The 15,496-nt window shown below is 68.2% G+C and carries 18 protein-coding genes; 10 read left to right on the top strand and 8 right to left on the bottom strand.

The features are described from left to right. Positions 1-53: 53 nt before the first annotated feature. The 3 genes from ACW173_RS15245 to ACW173_RS15235 all read left to right on the top strand — a co-directional run bounded on the left by ACW173_RS15245 (position 54) and on the right by ACW173_RS15235 (position 2,968). The gene (locus ACW173_RS15245; protein WP_492080841.1) at positions 54-1,061 is read left to right on the top strand and encodes a zinc-binding alcohol dehydrogenase family protein; all 1,008 of its coding nucleotides are present in this window, start codon (positions 54-56) and stop codon (positions 1,059-1,061) included. Positions 1,062-1,103: 42 nt separating this feature from the next. Continuing rightward, a complete protein-coding gene (locus tag ACW173_RS15240; protein WP_492080840.1) occupies positions 1,104-1,610 on the top strand; it encodes a GNAT family N-acetyltransferase in 507 nt (168 codons plus the stop codon). A 179-nt stretch (positions 1,611-1,789) separates the two neighbouring features. Then, entirely contained in the window at positions 1,790-2,968 is a 1,179-nt protein-coding gene (locus tag ACW173_RS15235) for a vWA domain-containing protein (RefSeq protein ID WP_492080839.1), read from the top strand. Here ACW173_RS15235 and ACW173_RS15230 read toward each other — a convergent pair. After that, a complete protein-coding gene (locus tag ACW173_RS15230) occupies positions 2,965-4,383 on the bottom strand; it encodes a calcium-binding protein (RefSeq protein ID WP_492080838.1) in 1,419 nt (472 codons plus the stop codon). The genes ACW173_RS15235 and ACW173_RS15230 overlap by 4 nt on opposite strands. Positions 4,384-4,395: 12 nt before the next feature. Beyond that, positions 4,396-4,740 carry a helix-turn-helix domain-containing protein gene (locus ACW173_RS15225; protein ID WP_291870269.1) on the bottom strand — a complete coding sequence of 115 codons (345 nt, stop codon included), beginning with the start codon at positions 4,738-4,740 and terminating at the stop codon, positions 4,396-4,398. A gap of 157 nt (positions 4,741-4,897) precedes the next feature. Here ACW173_RS15225 and ACW173_RS15220 point away from each other — a divergent pair, with 157 nt between their 5' ends. Both ACW173_RS15220 and ACW173_RS15215 read left to right on the top strand, forming a co-directional pair. Continuing rightward, positions 4,898-5,884 carry a glycosyltransferase family 2 protein gene (locus ACW173_RS15220; protein WP_492080837.1) on the top strand — a complete coding sequence of 329 codons (987 nt, stop codon included), beginning with the start codon at positions 4,898-4,900 and terminating at the stop codon, positions 5,882-5,884. A gap of 30 nt (positions 5,885-5,914) precedes the next feature. Then, positions 5,915-6,415, top strand: a complete 501-nt coding sequence (locus ACW173_RS15215) for a hypothetical protein (protein ID WP_492080836.1) — start codon at positions 5,915-5,917, stop codon at positions 6,413-6,415. On the opposite strand, the gene ACW173_RS15210 is transcribed toward ACW173_RS15215, so the two are convergent. Beyond that, complete coding sequence (locus ACW173_RS15210) at positions 6,412-6,909, bottom strand: surface-adhesin E family protein (RefSeq protein WP_492080835.1); 498 nt, start codon at positions 6,907-6,909, stop codon at positions 6,412-6,414. The two genes, ACW173_RS15215 and ACW173_RS15210, sit on opposite strands and share 4 nt — an antisense overlap. A 132-nt stretch (positions 6,910-7,041) precedes the next feature. On the opposite strand from ACW173_RS15210, the gene ACW173_RS15205 reads away from it, so the two are divergent. From ACW173_RS15205 to ACW173_RS15190, 4 genes are all read left to right on the top strand, one after another. Further along, positions 7,042-7,725 (top strand): TetR/AcrR family transcriptional regulator, encoded by a 684-nt coding sequence (locus ACW173_RS15205; RefSeq protein ID WP_492080834.1) that lies wholly within the window; start codon positions 7,042-7,044, stop codon positions 7,723-7,725. Between the two features lie 91 nt (positions 7,726-7,816). Then, complete coding sequence (locus ACW173_RS15200; protein WP_492080833.1) at positions 7,817-8,707, top strand: transglutaminase family protein; 891 nt, start codon at positions 7,817-7,819, stop codon at positions 8,705-8,707. A gap of 31 nt (positions 8,708-8,738) precedes the next feature. Beyond that, positions 8,739-8,885, top strand: coding sequence for a hypothetical protein (locus ACW173_RS15195; protein WP_492080832.1), 147 nt, complete (start codon positions 8,739-8,741; stop codon positions 8,883-8,885). Positions 8,886-8,997: 112 nt separating this feature from the next. Then, positions 8,998-9,852 carry a hypothetical protein gene (locus tag ACW173_RS15190; RefSeq protein WP_492080831.1) on the top strand — a complete coding sequence of 285 codons (855 nt, stop codon included), beginning with the start codon at positions 8,998-9,000 and terminating at the stop codon, positions 9,850-9,852. Here the strand turns inward: ACW173_RS15190 and ACW173_RS15185 are convergent, their stop codons facing one another. Then, a complete protein-coding gene (locus ACW173_RS15185; protein WP_492080830.1) occupies positions 9,853-10,995 on the bottom strand; it encodes a hypothetical protein in 1,143 nt (380 codons plus the stop codon). It abuts the gene before it with no gap. A gap of 95 nt (positions 10,996-11,090) precedes the next feature. Between ACW173_RS15185 and ACW173_RS15180 the strand changes: the two genes are divergently transcribed. Continuing rightward, a complete protein-coding gene (locus tag ACW173_RS15180; RefSeq protein WP_492080829.1) occupies positions 11,091-12,506 on the top strand; it encodes an MFS transporter in 1,416 nt (471 codons plus the stop codon). Here the strand turns inward: ACW173_RS15180 and ACW173_RS15175 are convergent. The 4 genes from ACW173_RS15175 to ACW173_RS15160 form a co-directional block, all read right to left on the bottom strand. Further along, a complete protein-coding gene (locus tag ACW173_RS15175; RefSeq protein WP_492080828.1) occupies positions 12,481-12,684 on the bottom strand; it encodes a UvrB/UvrC motif-containing protein in 204 nt (67 codons plus the stop codon). The genes ACW173_RS15180 and ACW173_RS15175 overlap by 26 nt on opposite strands. A gap of 47 nt (positions 12,685-12,731) precedes the next feature. Continuing rightward, positions 12,732-13,793, bottom strand: a complete 1,062-nt coding sequence (locus ACW173_RS15170; protein WP_492080827.1) for a Leu/Phe/Val dehydrogenase — start codon at positions 13,791-13,793, stop codon at positions 12,732-12,734. A 61-nt stretch (positions 13,794-13,854) separates the two neighbouring features. Beyond that, positions 13,855-14,913 carry an alpha/beta hydrolase gene (locus ACW173_RS15165; protein WP_492080826.1) on the bottom strand — a complete coding sequence of 353 codons (1,059 nt, stop codon included), beginning with the start codon at positions 14,911-14,913 and terminating at the stop codon, positions 13,855-13,857. Then, complete coding sequence (locus ACW173_RS15160; RefSeq protein WP_492080825.1) at positions 14,910-15,494, bottom strand: uracil-DNA glycosylase family protein; 585 nt, start codon at positions 15,492-15,494, stop codon at positions 14,910-14,912. The genes ACW173_RS15165 and ACW173_RS15160 overlap by 4 nt, the downstream gene beginning before the upstream one ends. Positions 15,495-15,496: the final 2 nt, after the last annotated feature.

Raw genomic sequence — 15,496 nt, 5'->3', positions numbered from 1 at the left:
CATAGCGCGATCTCCTAGGCGCGGTTCGAAACCGCCCATCTTTGGAGACCCCCATGAAGATCGTCGGCTTCCGCGAGCTGCTGCCCGCCACCGATCCCAACGCCCTGCTCGACCTGGAAGCGCCCGATCCCGTGGCGACCGGCCACGACATTCTGGTGCGGGTGAAGGCCGTCTCGGTGAACCCCGTCGACACCAAGGTCCGCGGCCGCGCGCGACCCGCCGACGGTGAAGTCCGTATCCTGGGCTATGACGCCGCCGGCGTGATCGAGGCGGTCGGCGAGGCCGTGACCCTGTTCTCGCCCGGCGACGAGGTGTTCTACGCCGGCGCGATCCACCGCGCGGGCTCGAACGCCGAGCTGCATCTGGTCGACGAGCGCATCGTCGGCAAGAAGCCCAAGAGCCTGGACTTCGCCCAGGCCGCGGCCATGCCGCTGACCTTCATCACCGCCTGGGAGCTGCTGTTCGACCGCCTGGGCGTCGTCCGCGACGGCGGCGAGGGCCAGAGCCTGGTGATTATCGGCGGGGCCGGCGGCGTCGGCTCGGCCCTGATCCAGCTGGCCCGCAAGCTGACCCGGCTGAACGTCGTGGCCAGCGCCTCACGCGACGAAACCCGCCAGTGGGTCGAGAGCCTGGGCGCCCACCAGATCTTCGACCACGGCAAGCCGCTGGCCGACGAGCTGAAGCGCCTGGGCCTAGAGGCGCCAACCTATATCGCCGTCCTGACCCACAGCGCCCAGCACTTCCCGCAGGTTTCCGAAGCCATCGCCCCGCAAGGCAAGATCGGCATCATCGAGGCCGATGGCGACCTCAACATCCGGCCGCTGCAGGCCAAGGCCGCCTCGATCCACTGGGAATATATGTTCGCCCGCCCGCAAGGCACGCCGGACATGATTGAGCAGCACAGGCTGCTGACGCAGGTCTCGGACCTGGTCGACCAGGGCGTTCTGCGCACCACCCTCACCCAGGTGGTCGGCAAGATCCGCGCGGCCGACCTCCTGGAAGCCCACCGCATCGTCGAGAGCGCTCGCACCATCGGCAAGGTGGCGCTCGAGGGCTTCTAGAGCGCGTTGCAAAGGTCCGGTCATGGCGGCTACCAAGTCGTCATGACCGACACTCTCCGCCGCGCGACCATCGAAGACGCCGACACCGTTTCCAGCCTGGGCGCGCGGACCTTCACCGAAACCTTCGCCCACCTCTATCCGCCCGAGGACCTGGAGACCTTCCTGGCCTATGCCTACGGGCTGGAGCGGACCCGCAACGACCTGGCCCATCCCGACAAGGCGACCTGGATCCTCGAGGACGAGGACGGCGAGGTCATCGGCTACGCCCTGGCCGGTCCCTGCGACCTGCCGCACGACGAGGCCGCGCCAGGCGATGGCGAGCTGAAGCGGGTCTATGTGCTCAAGAGCCACCAGGGCGGCGGCCGCGGCTCAAGGCTGCTGAACACGGCGCTGGAGTGGCTGGGCCCGCGCCGGGTCTGGATCGGCGTCTGGTCCGAGAACCACGGCGCCCAGAAGCTTTACGGTCGCATGGGTTTCGAGAAGGTCGGGGAATACTTCTTCAAGGTGGGCGAGACCAACGACCTGGAATTCATCCTCAGGAGAGGTTGAAATCTGCTCCCCCACTGGGGGAGCTGTCGGCTGAGCCGACTGAGGGGGCCAGCTGTGCGTAGGCCGCGCTGCCCCTTCCGGCCCTCTGGGCCACCTCCCCCAGAGGGGGAGGAGATGCGCTCGGTTGCGTCTGCTTTCAGAACCCTCCACAATCGAACATCTGTTCGAAAGCCGTGCCGATGTTCCTTCGCTTCTTCTCCGAGCTCCGCCAGGCCAAGGTGCCGGTGAGCCTGCGCGAGTACCTCCTGCTGATGGAGGCCCTGGACAAGGAGGTCATCGATCGGTCGGTCGAGGACTTTTACTACCTGTCGCGCGCCAGCCTGGTGAAGGACGAGAAGAACCTCGACAAGTTCGACCGCGTGTTCGGCCACGTGTTCAAGGGCCTCGAAACGGTCAATGAGGGCCTCGCCGCCGATATCCCGGAAGAGTGGCTGAAGGCCCTGACCGAGAAGTTCCTGACCGACGAGGAAAAGGCGCAGATCGAGGCGCTGGGCGGCTTCGAAAAGCTGATGGAGACCCTGCAGGAGCGACTGCGCGAGCAGAAGAAACGCCACGAGGGTGGCAACAAGATGATCGGCTCGGGCGGGACCAGTCCGTTCGGCAACAACGGCTACAACCCCGAAGGCGTGCGCATCGGCCAGGACAAGAGCCGCCACGGCCGCGCGGTGAAGGTCTGGGACAAGCGCGAGTACAAGAACCTCGACGACAGCGTCGAACTGGGCACCCGCAACATCAAGGTCGCCCTACGCCGCCTGCGCAAGTTCGCCCGCACCGGCGCGGCCGAAGAGCTGGACCTGAACGGCACCATCAAGGGCACGGCCGAGAAGGGCTATCTGGACATCCAGCTGCGCCCCGAGCGTCGCAACGCCATCAAGGTGCTGATCTTCTTCGACATCGGCGGCTCGATGGACGGCCACATCAAGCTCTGCGAGGAGCTTTTTTCCGCCGCCAAGACCGAGTTCAAGAACCTGGAGTTCTACTACTTCCACAACTGCCTCTACGAGACGGTCTGGAAGGACAACAAGCGCCGCCACACCGAGAAGATCCCGACCTTCGACGTGCTCCACAAGTTCCCGGCCGACTACAAGATCATCTTCGTCGGCGACGCGACCATGAGCCCGTACGAGATCACCTATCCGGGCGGCAGCGTCGAGCACTGGAACGAGGAGCCGGGCGCGATCTGGATGCAGCGGGTCACCGACATCTACCAGAGCTGCATCTGGCTGAACCCCACGCCCGAGCGGCATTGGGACTACACCCAGTCGATCGGCGTGATGAAGCAGATCCTCTCCGACCGCATGTATCCCCTGACCCTGGAAGGCCTGGACAAGGCGATGCGCGAGCTGGTGCGGGGCTAGTGCGTCGCGGGCGGATCGCCCGCATGGCCGCCGATGTCGGTGGTCGACTGGCCGACCAGCGGCACGGTGATCTCGATACCGTGGTCGTTGGCGATCGTCGTGCCCACCTTGAACGTGGACGTCGTCGCGCCGCCCAGCAGGATGAACACGTCCTCGCGCCCGTCGCCGTTCAGGTCGAAGCCGACGCGGACGCCCGACACGGCCCTGGCCACGTCGGTCACCTGCGCGGCGGTCGCCTCGCCCAGCGTCGCGCCCTGCGCGGCCAGGACGTCGTTGACGGCCGCCGTATTGACCACGGTCAGTTCACCCTTGCCGATCACTGAAAGGTGGTCGCCCTTGGTCGCCGCGTAGTCGAGCACGACGCCCAGCAGGGTTTCGGCCCTGTCCTTTGGCTGCTCGGCCGAGACGAGGAAGGTGTCGGCGCCGGCGCTGCCGGAGGCGACCACGCGCGCATTCATGACGATGCGGTCGTCGCCCGCGCCGCCGTCGATGCGGTCGATCTGGCCCTGACGCGCGCCGCCGCCGTCGATGTAGTCGTCGCCGCCGCCGCCGGCGATGACCTCGCCGTCGGCCGTTCCGTGAAGAACGTCGGCGCCGCTGGTGCCAACCGTGGCGGCCTTGGCGCCGGCGAAGGCCAGCTCTTTGATGTCGCCGCCGCTCAGTGACAGCTCGTACTGGCCTTCAGGCTCGGCCTCGTCCCGCGGCGCGGGGACCGTGGCCGAGGCGGACGCCGCCTGAACGTGATTTACATGCGCGGGATCGGCCGACGGCAGGCCGTCGTGGCCCGACGTGATCGTCTCGACGACGACACCCTGGGCCGTGACGGCCTTGACCGGGGTCGCGCCAGCGGTCTCGCCGGCCGCGGCGGCATGCGCCGCCGTCTGACCCTGGTCGCGATCGGCCTCGAGGTTGAGGGCCGCGATCAACTTGGACGCCACGCCCTCGATCGCCGGATCGTCGGTGCGCGGCAGATTCTCGAAGTTCAGGCGGCCGGCCTCGCCCAGGTCGACGCCGCGCAGCTCCAGATACAGGCCCACGGCGATGACCAGCGACAGGAAGGACTGGGCCTCGCGACTGGACGGATTGAACGCCACCACGACGCCGGTGGGGTCGTCGACGGTCGAGGCCAGCACCTGGCGCAGCGCGCCCCACAGGCTGCCGACCTGGTGGAACATGTCGACCGCCGCGTCGTGCACCACGAATTGGCCGTCGATACGGGCGATGTGGACCAGGACGTCCTGATTCCCGTCGGTCACGACGTACCAGGGGTCGCCGGAATCGGTCTGACCGAAAACGCCGTCGACTTCGCCATAGGACGAGGCCAGTTGCTGGGTGAGCAGCAACAGCAGGCCCCGCTCGTTAGCGGACCAGTCACTGGCCGGAGGCCGGGGGCTGAAGGCTAGGATCTCACCCATTCAAGCGGCTCGTCAGGCTTGCGCCGCTCTGTCCGCGACAGGCTCGGCCTCTTCGGCCGCGCCGTCGAACAGCAGACGGTAAAGCTCAGGTTCGTAGTATCGCAGCAATGTGCGGGCGAATTGCCCGGGTTCAAGCCCCAGACTCTCGGCCCAGACGGCTTGAGCCTCGATCGGCACGCGACCAAGACCGTTCTCCACCTGGGACACGAAGGTGTAATAGCGCAAACCGGTCTTCTCGGCCAATTCCGCTTGAGTCAGGCCCACCGCTTCACGCGCGGCCTTGAGCCAACGCCCCGCCTCGCGACGGAGAGTCTTGGTCAACGCCGCCTTGGCGGGGTTCATCGCCGTTCTGGACATCGCTAAGCCGCTTTCGCGTCCAACTGCGGACGCTCCCCTAGTTGTTACACATTGCGTAAAAACGCAACAATCCGTTGTCGACCTCTTCAAGAGGCCTTGCGGATCATGATTTCCGCACATACAGTTTTTATGCAACTATTTTGAGCGCAACAAACGCATGTTCGTCTCGATCGACCCCGCCCACTCTCGCGCCGCGGCTCTGGCCGTACAGCCGCGCCTGTCGCTGATCATGGTCGTCTACATGACCGGCCCGGCGCTGATGGAAAGCGTGCGCCACGTGCTGGCCGAGCCGCTGGTCGAGGAGTTCGTCATCGTCGACAACGGCTCGTCCCTGGCCGACGCGGCCTGGCTGCGCGAGCTGGCCCGCCGCGAACCGCGTGTGCGGCTGCTGCAGGGCCTGGGCAACATCGGATTCGCCCGCGCCGCCAACCTGGGCGCGGCGGCGGCCAAGGGCCAGGCTCTGGTCTTCCTCAATCCCGACGCGTTCCTGACCCCCGGCGCGGTGGCGGCCCTGGCCGACGCCGCCCGCGACCGCCCCTCGCCCTGCGTGATCGGGGCCCGGGTCTTCAACACCGACGGCACAGAACAGCGGGGCGCGCGACGCGGCGAGATCACGCCCGTCACGACCCTGCTTACCCTCTCGAAGCTTAGCGCCACCCTGCCCCCGCTGCGCCGCTTCGAGATCCACCGGGAGAGCGAAGCCCCCCCTTCGCACCCGGTGGACACCCCTACGATCTCGGGCGCCTGCTTCTATATGTCGGCGTCCGACTTCCACGTCCTTGGCGGCTTCGACGAGGGCTTCTTCCTGCATGTCGAGGACGTCGACCTGTGCTGGCGCGCCCGCCAGCAGGGCGGCAGCGTGCTGTTCCAGCCCAACGCCCGCATCATCCACGTCGGCTCGACCAGCAAGGAAAACCCGCTGATCGTCGAGTGGCACAAGGGCAAGGGCCTGGTGCGCTACTTCCTCAAGCGCGCCGACAGTCCCCAGCGCAAGCTGCTGGCCCTGGTGCTGGCTCCGCTGATCCTGGGCGTGGCCGTCGCCCGGCCGCTGCTGCGCCAGCTGCTGCGCGGCCGCATGGGCCGCCCGGTCGAGCGCCTTGCGCCCCTGACGAAATCGGCGCCCTTGACGAAACCAGCCGCCTGAAGCCTCACTGGATCACCCGAAGGTTGATCCATGCGCCCACGCCTTGTTCTCACCGCCCTCGCCTGCGGCCTGCTGGTCGCCTCGACCGCCCACGCCCAGCGCCAGCGCGGCGACGAGAGCTGGGGCAAGACGGGCGTGTCGTACCTGCAGTATCGCACCGACGCCGTCGAATGCGCCTACCGCGTGGGCCAGGACGCGCCGGTCGAATACGCGCTGGTCGACATCATCTTCGCGACCAACATCTACATGCCTGGCGCCGAGAAGGACGTCGACATGCCGATGCGCGAGATGGTCGACGCCGCCTCGCCCAATCCGGGCCGCATGAGCCGTCCTTTCCGCGAGATCGCCAGCCAGCTCCAGGAGCCGCTGGCCAAGTGCCTGGGCGAGCGCGGCTATCACCGGTTCCGCCTGACCAAGGATCAGACCAAGGAACTGCGGTCGCTGTCGGCGGGCTCCAAGGCCCGGCAGGTCTATCTGTGGAATCTGGCCGTCGACCCGCGGGTCCAGCAGCGTCAGACGGCCCGCCGCTAGCCGGCGAGAGGCTTCATGCACGCCGCGTCGACGACGCTCTCATCGAACGCTCCGGGCTCGGGCTTGGTCCAGCCGCGCTCTTCGAAGGCGTAGGCCGTCTCGGCGCCCTTCAGATTGTTCTCGGGGTAGCGATAAACCGCCAGGCTACGGAACGTGCGCGCCTGGCAGTCGACGTCCTGAGCCATGCGCTCGGAGAGGAAGGTCAGGCCCGCCTCGCTTTGCGGGGCGCGGAACTCGTGGCGAACCCAGACCCGCTGCCAGGATTGCCCCGCCGGCGTCCTGCCGGTCTTGGCGAAGGTGATGACGCCCTTGTCGTCGCCCACGCCCAGGAACGGCCAGCCGATGCCCTCGATGCGGGTCGACCACCGGGGCGCGGCCTTGGACTTCTGGTCGGGCGCGGTGATCGTGACGGAGTCGACCTTGGCCTGGTCGTCTTGAACCGGGGCCGGCGCCTGCCCGCTCAGCAGCAGAAAGGCCGTCAGCATGCCGATCATTGGTCGCACCCCGCGCGTTTAACGGGAAAAGCCTAAACGTGAACGGCGTTACGCGCTACAGGGCGCCATCTTGACGCTTGCGCCAAATTCGAACGCCCGTAAGACTTCCCTACGGGTAAAGGGGAATATGTAGTGAGTCCGACCACCGACGCCGCCGCTTCAACCGCCTTGAATGAAGGAGGGGTCGAGGCCGCCGAGACCGAAGCCGCCACCAAGAACCTGGTGTTCGTGGCCGCCGAGCGTCTGTTCGCCCTGCACGGCTTCCAGAACGTGTCGGTGCGCGACATCACCGCCGCCGCCGGCGTGAACCTGGCCTCGGTGAACTACCACTTCGGGTCCAAGGACGCCTTGCTGTTCGAGATCTTCCGGCGTCGCACGGCCGAGCTCAATCGCGAGCGGGCCAAGATGCTGCACGAGGCGAACGACCGCAACGCCGGCGCCCCGCCGGTGCGCGAGATCCTGGCCGCCCTGCTGACCCCGCCCCTGCGCTGGCTGGCCCCGGACCACGAGCGCCGCATCTCGCTGCAGTTCCTGATCCGCGCCCGCAGCGAGGGCACCGACGAGATCCGCACCGTGCTGAAGACCGACGTCTCGCACCTGCGCCGCTTCTCCGACGCCCTGCTGCGCGCGCGCCCGGACCTGTCGCCCGAGGACGTCTACTGGCGGCTGCACTTCACCCTGGGCATGCTGCACAACAACCGCTTCGCCGAGTTCGACCGCCTGAACGTGCTGTCGGAAGGCCAAACCAGCGAGTCCGACGTCGTGGCCCTGCTGGAGCGCATGCTGGCCTTCGCCGAAGCGGGCTTCAAAGGCTAGCGCGCCAGGCGAAAGTGCAAGCGGTTTCGCCGCCTGGACGCGCGCCAGGCAAGGAGGAACCTCGACCATGCCGGTGCGTTGAAGCTCCGGCATGGGACGGCTGCGGATCCTTCATGAGACCCGGTACTATTATGAACGCCCGGTGCGGTTCGGACCGCAGCGGCTGTTGATCCGTCCGCGCGACAGCCACGCCCTGCGCATCGTCGAGGCCAGCTTGCGCCTCTACCCGCCCGGCGCCACGCGCTGGAGCTACGACGCCAACGGCAACTGCGTCTGCATCTTCGAGCCGACCGGCAAGTCCGACGCCATGCGGGTGGCCAGCGAGCTCGTCATCGACCGCTACCCCGCTCCGCTGGTCCCGCAGCGGGTCGAGAACCCCGACACCTTGATGCCGATCGTCTATTCCCGCGAGGACCGGACGACGCTCGAGCCGTTTATCGCCCCGGTCACCGACGATCCGGACGCGGTGCTGCTGCGCTGGCTGCGCGGTCTGGCGACGCACAAGGACGAGCCGGCCCTCGCCTTCCTGCTGCGGATCAACGAGCTGATCCACAGCCAGTTCAGCTACCGCACCCGCTTCGAGGAAGGGGTGCAGTCGCCGGCCGAGACCCTGCGGAAGCGCAGCGGCGCCTGTCGCGACCTGGCCTGGCTGATGGTCGAGGGCCTGCGTCGCCTGGGCTACGCGGCCCTGTTCGCCACCGGCTACATCCACTCGCCCGCAAGCCCCTCACAAGGCGCCGGCATTCGCGGCGCGGGCGCGACCCACGCCTGGTGCGAGGTCTTCCTGCCGGACCTGGGCTGGCTGGAGTTCGACCCGACCAACGGCCTGGCGGAATCGCCGGACCTGATCCGCGTCGCCGCCACCCGAACCCCGGCCCAAGCGTTACCCGTGTCGGGCGCCATCATCGGCGACCCCGGCGCGGCGCGTCTTCACGTCTCCGTGGACGTGCGGTTAGTCGACGCCGCCAACCCGGCAGTGTGATAATTTCAGTGGCGTACGGGAGGAAAAGCCAATGACCAAAGGCTTCCAGAACCAGGACCCGATGCAGAACTTCAGCTTCCCCAAGGCCGAGCCCAAGGCTCAGCATGGCCAGAAGCCCGACGAGGCCTGCGTGAAACTGAAGGAAAAGCGGACTTTCCAGCCCAGGCCGGGTCACTAGACGCGGCGTTTGCCTCCAGGTCAGCTCGCGGTTCGGTTGTCACGCGAGTGATCTATACACGCGCGCTTGGGACCGTTAACTTACGTTAAGGGGAATGGGGAGCTGAACGAGCATGCGACGCGTCGCGCTCGGCTGTTTGCTTGTGACGACCGGCGTGGCGATCGTGGGATCGGCGACGGCGCTGTCGATGCGCGCCCCTGAAGCATTCAACCAATCCCTGACGTTGGCCGGCGGGCCCGATGTGGCGCGCCCCGCCTATATCGACGATCCCGACGCGCCGATCGCGACGGCCCGTTATGGCGGCGAGCGTTCGCGCGCCCCCTCCGTCGAAACCCATGCCGCGCCGGCGACCGCCACGGTCGCCCTGGCCGGCGGTCCCGCCGAAGTCGCCCTGGCCGGCGCGCCCGAGCCGGCCCCTGAGCTGGTTGCCGAGCAGACGGCTCCGAAGCCGGTCCCCGCCAAGGCCGAGCCCGTGCGTCCCGCCGCCCGGCTGTTGGCCGAGGCGCCCGCGCCACGCCGCGCGCCCGTGCTGGCGCTGACCAAGGTTCATGAGATCCGGCCCTACGGGAAGGTCCTGAAGGTCGAGGTCAACGATCAGCCCCTGGCCTTCACGCCGCTGGGCATGCAGTCCAGCGCCGTCAAACGCATCACCCTGACCGCCTCGAACATCATGTCCAAGACCCGCGCCTCGGCCGAGGACCTGCGTCGCGGCCGCTGGATGCTGTTCGCCGCCAGCTCGGGCAAGGCCTATGGCCTGAACCTGATCCGCGACACCATCGATGGCTGGCGCAACGCCGGCTACAGCGAGGAAAAGGTCGCCCGTTTCGGCAGCCGCCAGATCGGCCTGGGCTGGCGCAAGGACAACCGCCAGGTCTCGCTGACGGCCACCCGCCGCAAGCTGACCTCCATCGACTATTCCGACAAGGACACGGTCGTCGGCGTGACGGTCTCGGTGCGCGGGAAGTAGCTAGGCGTTCTTCACCGGCCACAATGCATCCGCCGGTCGCCGCAACACCTCTGCCGCCTTGGCGTGCAGGCTGGCGGGCGCGAGCTTCCCACTCTTGGCCGCCGCGATCGTCCAGCCTTCCAGATTGCCGCCCGTCCGGTCGTAGCCGTCGGCCTTCAGCAGGCCGTAAAGACCGGCCGCCAACACGTGCATGCCGTCGTCGGCCAGCTCCCAGCGCTTGTGAGGCTCGACGGCGAAGCCCAGACGCTCGCTGACGATCTGCTCCAGAGCCTCGACCATGTCCTCGTTCAGCAGTCCCTCCAGGCTGTTGTAGCCGAAGGCCGGGTTATGCTCGGCGACGATCTTCTTGAGCAGGACGTCCGTTTCCAGCACCGCCAGGGCCGCCTTGGCGGCGGGACCGTCCATCGGGAACGGCGGGTGCAGCACCTCGTGGGCGGCGTTGCGCAGCACGATCTCGTCGGGCCAGACAATGCCGGTGATGAAGCGCTGGCCCTGCACGCGGATGCCGTGCGGCTTGTTGAACCACAGCAGGATGATCTCTAGCGAAGCGTCCAGCGGCCGGCCCAGCAGGCGTTCCTGCTCGGCGATCACGTCATAGCCGGCCAGCTTCTGGCGCAGGGCCGGCAGGCGGGTCTCGACCGTCGGGGCCAGCATCCGCCGGCGCAACTCGACGAAACCCGCCTGGCGCAGGCCGTCCAGCACCAGCCGGATCCGCGGCCGGCGGGCGATGAACCGGTCCCAGTCATCGGCGTCCCAATAGGCGCTGGCCTTGTAGGGCGGCAAGATCGCGGTGTCGGCCGCGTCCAGGGCGGCGATCACGGCGTCCAGCGTGTCGAGCCACGCGCCCGACATCAGGGTGCACAGGCCCGGCCCCAGCAACTGATTCTGCTTATCCGCCTCGGCCTGCAGGCTGGCCATGGCCTCCATCGCGGCCTTGGGCATGCGCGGCAGGATCTCGGCCAGTTCGTCCTTGTAATAGCGGGCGTAGAAGTCCTTGCCCGAAAGCGGGCCCAGGAAGCAGAGGGCGTCGAAGCCCTCCGAAAGACTGACCTTCCACTGTGTGCGGATCGGCGCGGCCAGGGCGGGCGAAGCGGAGATGGCGGCGAGCGCGGCGGCGGTGAGGAAAAGCTGGCGTCGGTTCATGGCGCGCAGCTTCTCCGCGCCGAGTGTCGCGGTCTTGAAAGGATGTGACAAGCGGGCGTCTGGACCCTGGCGTCCCACGGGCGTAAAGCGCCCTCGTGTCCGATCAGCCTTCCGCGCCCTCCCCGCTCTCGACGCGTCTCGTCTCGATCGCGGTGGCCAGCGCGCTGTTGATGGAGTTCATCGACTCCACGGCCCTGTCGACCGCGCTCCCCACGCTGTCGCGCGCCTTCGAGGTCGACCCGATCCACCTGAAGCTGGCCCTGACATCCTACATTCTCGCGCTGGCGGTGTTCACGCCAGCCAGCGGCTGGGCGGCGGAAAGGTTTGGCGCGCGGCGGGTGTTCCTGTCGGCGATGAGCGTCTTTCTGCTGGGTTCTGCCCTGTGTGGCCAGTCGCGCGACCTGGAGACCCTGGTCGCCTCACGCATCGTCCAAGGCATCGGCGGGGCGATGATGACGCCGGTGGCGCGGCTGATCGTGGTCGGCGCCTCGCCCAAGGACAAGCTGCTGGCGGCCATGGGCTGGTTCACCATGCCCGCGCTCGTTGGGCCGCTGATCGGCCCGCCGATCGCGGGGCTGGTGCTCAGCGTCGCTGACTGGCCGTGGATCTTCTACATCAACCTGCCCGTCGGCCTGCTGGGCATGGTCGCGGTCATGCGCTTCGTGCCCAGGAGCGAGCCGCGCCGGGACCTGGGACGCTTCGACACCCCCGGCTTCATCCTGTCGGCCCTGGCGATCAGCGGCCTGGTGGTCGTGGCCGAGACGGCGGGCGGGAACCTGCTGCCGCCCTGGGTCCAGGCCGGGCTGCTGATCCTGTCGGTGGCCTGCGGCGCGCTCTACCTGCGGATCTTCAAGCGCACTGGCAGGCCGATCCTGGATCTCAGCTTGCTGCGCTATCCCACCTATCGCGCCAGCCTGCTGGGCGGGACGCTGGTGCGGCTGGGCATCGGGGCGACGCCGTTCCTGATGCCGCTGCTGCTGCAAGTGGCCTTGGGCTGGACGCCGCTGAAGGCCAGTTTCGTGACCATCGCGACGGGTTTCGGCATCCTGATCGCCCGCCCGTTCGGCGCGGCCCTGCTGCGGCGGGTCGGCTTCCGCTCGTCCCTGGCGCTGTTCGTGGTGCTGACGGCGGTGATGACCACCGCCCCGGCCTTTTTCCGCAATTCGACGCCGATGTGGGCGATGATGGCGATCCTGGTCCTGGCCGGCTTTGTCCGCTCGAACCAGTTCATCGCCGCCAACACCATCGCCTATGCCGACGTGCCGGAAACCTCGACGGCGGCGGCCTCGACCCTGGCGGCCGTGACCCAGCAGGTCGGCCTGGCCCTGGGTGTCAGCTTCGGGGGCATGATGCTGCACTGGGCGCGCGGCGCGGACGGGGCCTTGACACCGGATCGCTTCACGATGCCGTTCGTGGCCGTCGGCCTGGTGACCCTGCTGGCCCTGCCCGTCTATCTGGCGCTGGACAAGGACGCCGGTTCGGCGATCAGCGGCCGGAGCCGGGTGGCCTGAAGCCGTCTTCGTCGTGGCGCTGCTGGAAGTATGACGCCTGGGTCGAGGCCTCGACGCCCCGGATCTTGGCGCTGTGCTGGATCGAGTCGATCTCGGCCCGCAGCCTGACGGCCATGTCGAAGTCCTGGGCGGCGACCGCCTCGCCCAGTTGTTCCTTCAGTTCGTCGAGATGCGACATCGGCGCCTCCATGGGACTTGCCCACGGAGAACGCCTGAAGCCTCGGTTTAGCCCCGAGCCGCCGCGATGCGGGCGCGGGCGATCTCATCGGCGACCAGATTGGCCGGACGCTTCTCCGCGATCGACTGGTCGATGACCTCGGCCAGGGTCTGGGCCAGGCGGTCCAGCTTGGTCGCGACCCAGTCGCCGTCGAACGCGCCGCCGGCTTCCAGGGCGCGGATCTCGGCCGCCACATTGATGATGCCGCCGCCGTTGATCACGTAGTCGGGGGCGTAGAGGATACCGCGATCGAACACGGTCTGGCCGATCATGGCGTCGGCCAGCTGGTTGTTGGCGCCGCCGGCGATCACCTTGACCTTCAGGCGCGGCAGGGTCGTCGCCGAGATGGCGCCGCCAAGCGCACAAGGCGCGAAGACGTCGGCCTCGACGTCGAAGATGGCGTCGGCCGGGACGATCGTGGCGCCGGTCTTGGCGGCGACCTCGTTCAAGGCCTGCTGGTTGACGTCGGCGATGGTCAGGACCGCGCCAGCCGCGTGCAGCTTCTCGGCCAGGTAGGCGCCGACATGGCCAACGCCCTGGATGGCGACGTGGACGCCCTTCAGGTCACGTTTCAGGGCGCGCTCGACGCACAGGCGCACGCCGCGGAACACGCCCTCGGCGGTCACCGGCGACGGATCGCCCGAGGCGGCCGCGTGGCCCTCCAGGCCGGCCACGAAGCGGGTGGTCTTGCGGGTGCTTTCCAGGTCGGCCGGCGAGACGCCGACGTCCTCGGCCGTCCAGTACCGGCCGCCCAGGCTGTCGACCGCGCGGCCGAAGGCTTCGAACAGTTCCGGCGTCTTCTGGCCGCGGCTGTCGCCGATGATCACGGCCTTGCCGCCACCGAAGTCCAGGTCGGCCATGGCGTTCTTGTACGACATGCCGCGCGACAGGCGCAGGGCGTCGGTCAGGGCGGCCTCGCTGCTGGAATAGTCCCACATGCGGCAACCACCGGCGGCCGGGCCCCGCGCGGTCGAGTGGATCGCGACAATCGACTTCAGACCAGTTTTTTCATCGAAGAAAGCGTGGACGCCTTCGTGTCCCTCGAAATCGGGGGAATCGAACAAGGTCATGCCGTCGGTCTCGCGTCAGCTAGAATGAACGTGGCGGCGGTGTACGCCCCCTCGCCTCGGCTCACAAGCCCGAACGCTGACGCTGCGACGACTTGTGTTTCTTGGTCTTTGGCGGATCCAACGCGGTCATCGCCGCGGTGCTCGCCGGAATGGGCGGCGCGCCCGACGGCGGCCACGGTCCGGGCGTGTCGCGCAGGAAGGCCTCGGCGTCGCGCCAGACATTCACCGCCTGCTTGTCGACCAGCAGCAAGTGGTAGCCCTTGGCGTAGTAGGCGGTCTTGGCGCCGGGCTTCAGGCGGCCAACAGCCTCGACCGTCGGCTCGCGCGGGATGATGTGGTCTTTGGCGCCGTAGAACCAGGCGGTCGGGACGTTGACCCCGCCAGACGACCGCCAGGCCCGCTCCATCAGATTCACCAGGCCGTAGATGGTGTCGGAGCGCGCGCCCCAGATCATCAGCGGATCGCGGCCCATGCGCCGCAGTTCGTCGATATTGTCTGACGCCATGACCTCGCGGACCAGCCAGTCCGGCGGCTTGACCACCCAGCTCCCGGTGGCGTGCGCGGTGATCCACAGGCTGAGCCGGTTGGGCAGCGGCTGGTTCGACCAGCCCCACACGGCCGGGGCGAACAGCATCAGCTTGTCGACCGGCGGCGGATTGTCCGAAGCCATGGCGCTGATCGCCAGCCCCCCGCCCATGCTGATCCCGGCCAGGGCGACCTTCGCATTCGGATGCCGCTCGCGGACGGCGGTGATCAGGGCGCGGACGTCGTCCAGCACCAGGTCGGCCGGCGCCCAGACGCCGCGCTCGGGCGAGCGGCCAAAGCCCCGGACGTCCAGGGCGTAGGTGGCGACGCCCCGCCCCGCCCACCAGTCGGCCGCCAGGTGATAGGCGTTCGAATAGTCGTTCATGCCATGCAGGCCGACGATGACCCACTCCGGTTCCCCCGCCGGCAGCCAGCGCATCAGGCCGAGCTGGGCCCCATCGAAGCTGACGAAACCGTCGCCCAGGATCCGGGGACCGCGAAAGCCCAGGGCCGCCAGTTCGGGCCGTTGCCTCAGCGGCGCGCAGCCGGCCAGCGCGGCGGCGGACGCGGTCAGGATCAGGGCGCGGCGGTTCATCGTCCCAGAATGTCCGCGACACGCTGGCGAAGATAGGGCGTGACCTCGGCCTCGAACCACGGATTGCGCTTCAGCCAGCCGGTGTTGCGCCACGACGGATGCGGCATCGGCAGGACTTTGGGCCCGAACTCGCGCCAGCGGGCGATGGTCTCGGTCATGGTCTTGCTGGTCCGGCCCGGCAGCGCCCAGTCCTGGGCGTAGCCGCCGACCAGCAAGGTCAGCTCGACATTGGGCAACTCATCCAGCAACGCGGTCCGCCACGTCGCCGCGCAGCGGGGCGGCGGCGGATAGTCGCCGCCCTTCGGGTTCGTGCCCGGGAAGCAGAAGGCCATGGCCGCCACGCCGATCTCGGGCCGGCCGTAGAAGGTATCGCGGTCTATGCCCATCCACTGGCGCAGGCGGTTCCCGGACGGATCGTTGAACGGCAGGCCGGTCTCGTGAACCAGGCGCCCGGGCGCCTGGCCGGCGATCAGGATCTTCGTCTCCTCGCGCACCCGCGTCACCGGCCGAGGCGTATGCGGCAGGTACGGCGCGCAAGCCCGGCAGGCGGCGATGTCGGCCAGGATCTGGTCAAGCGGCATGC

Source organism: Caulobacter sp. ALps2 (assembly GCF_058681635.1).
This window is presented reverse-complemented; position numbering and strand designations above follow the sequence as displayed.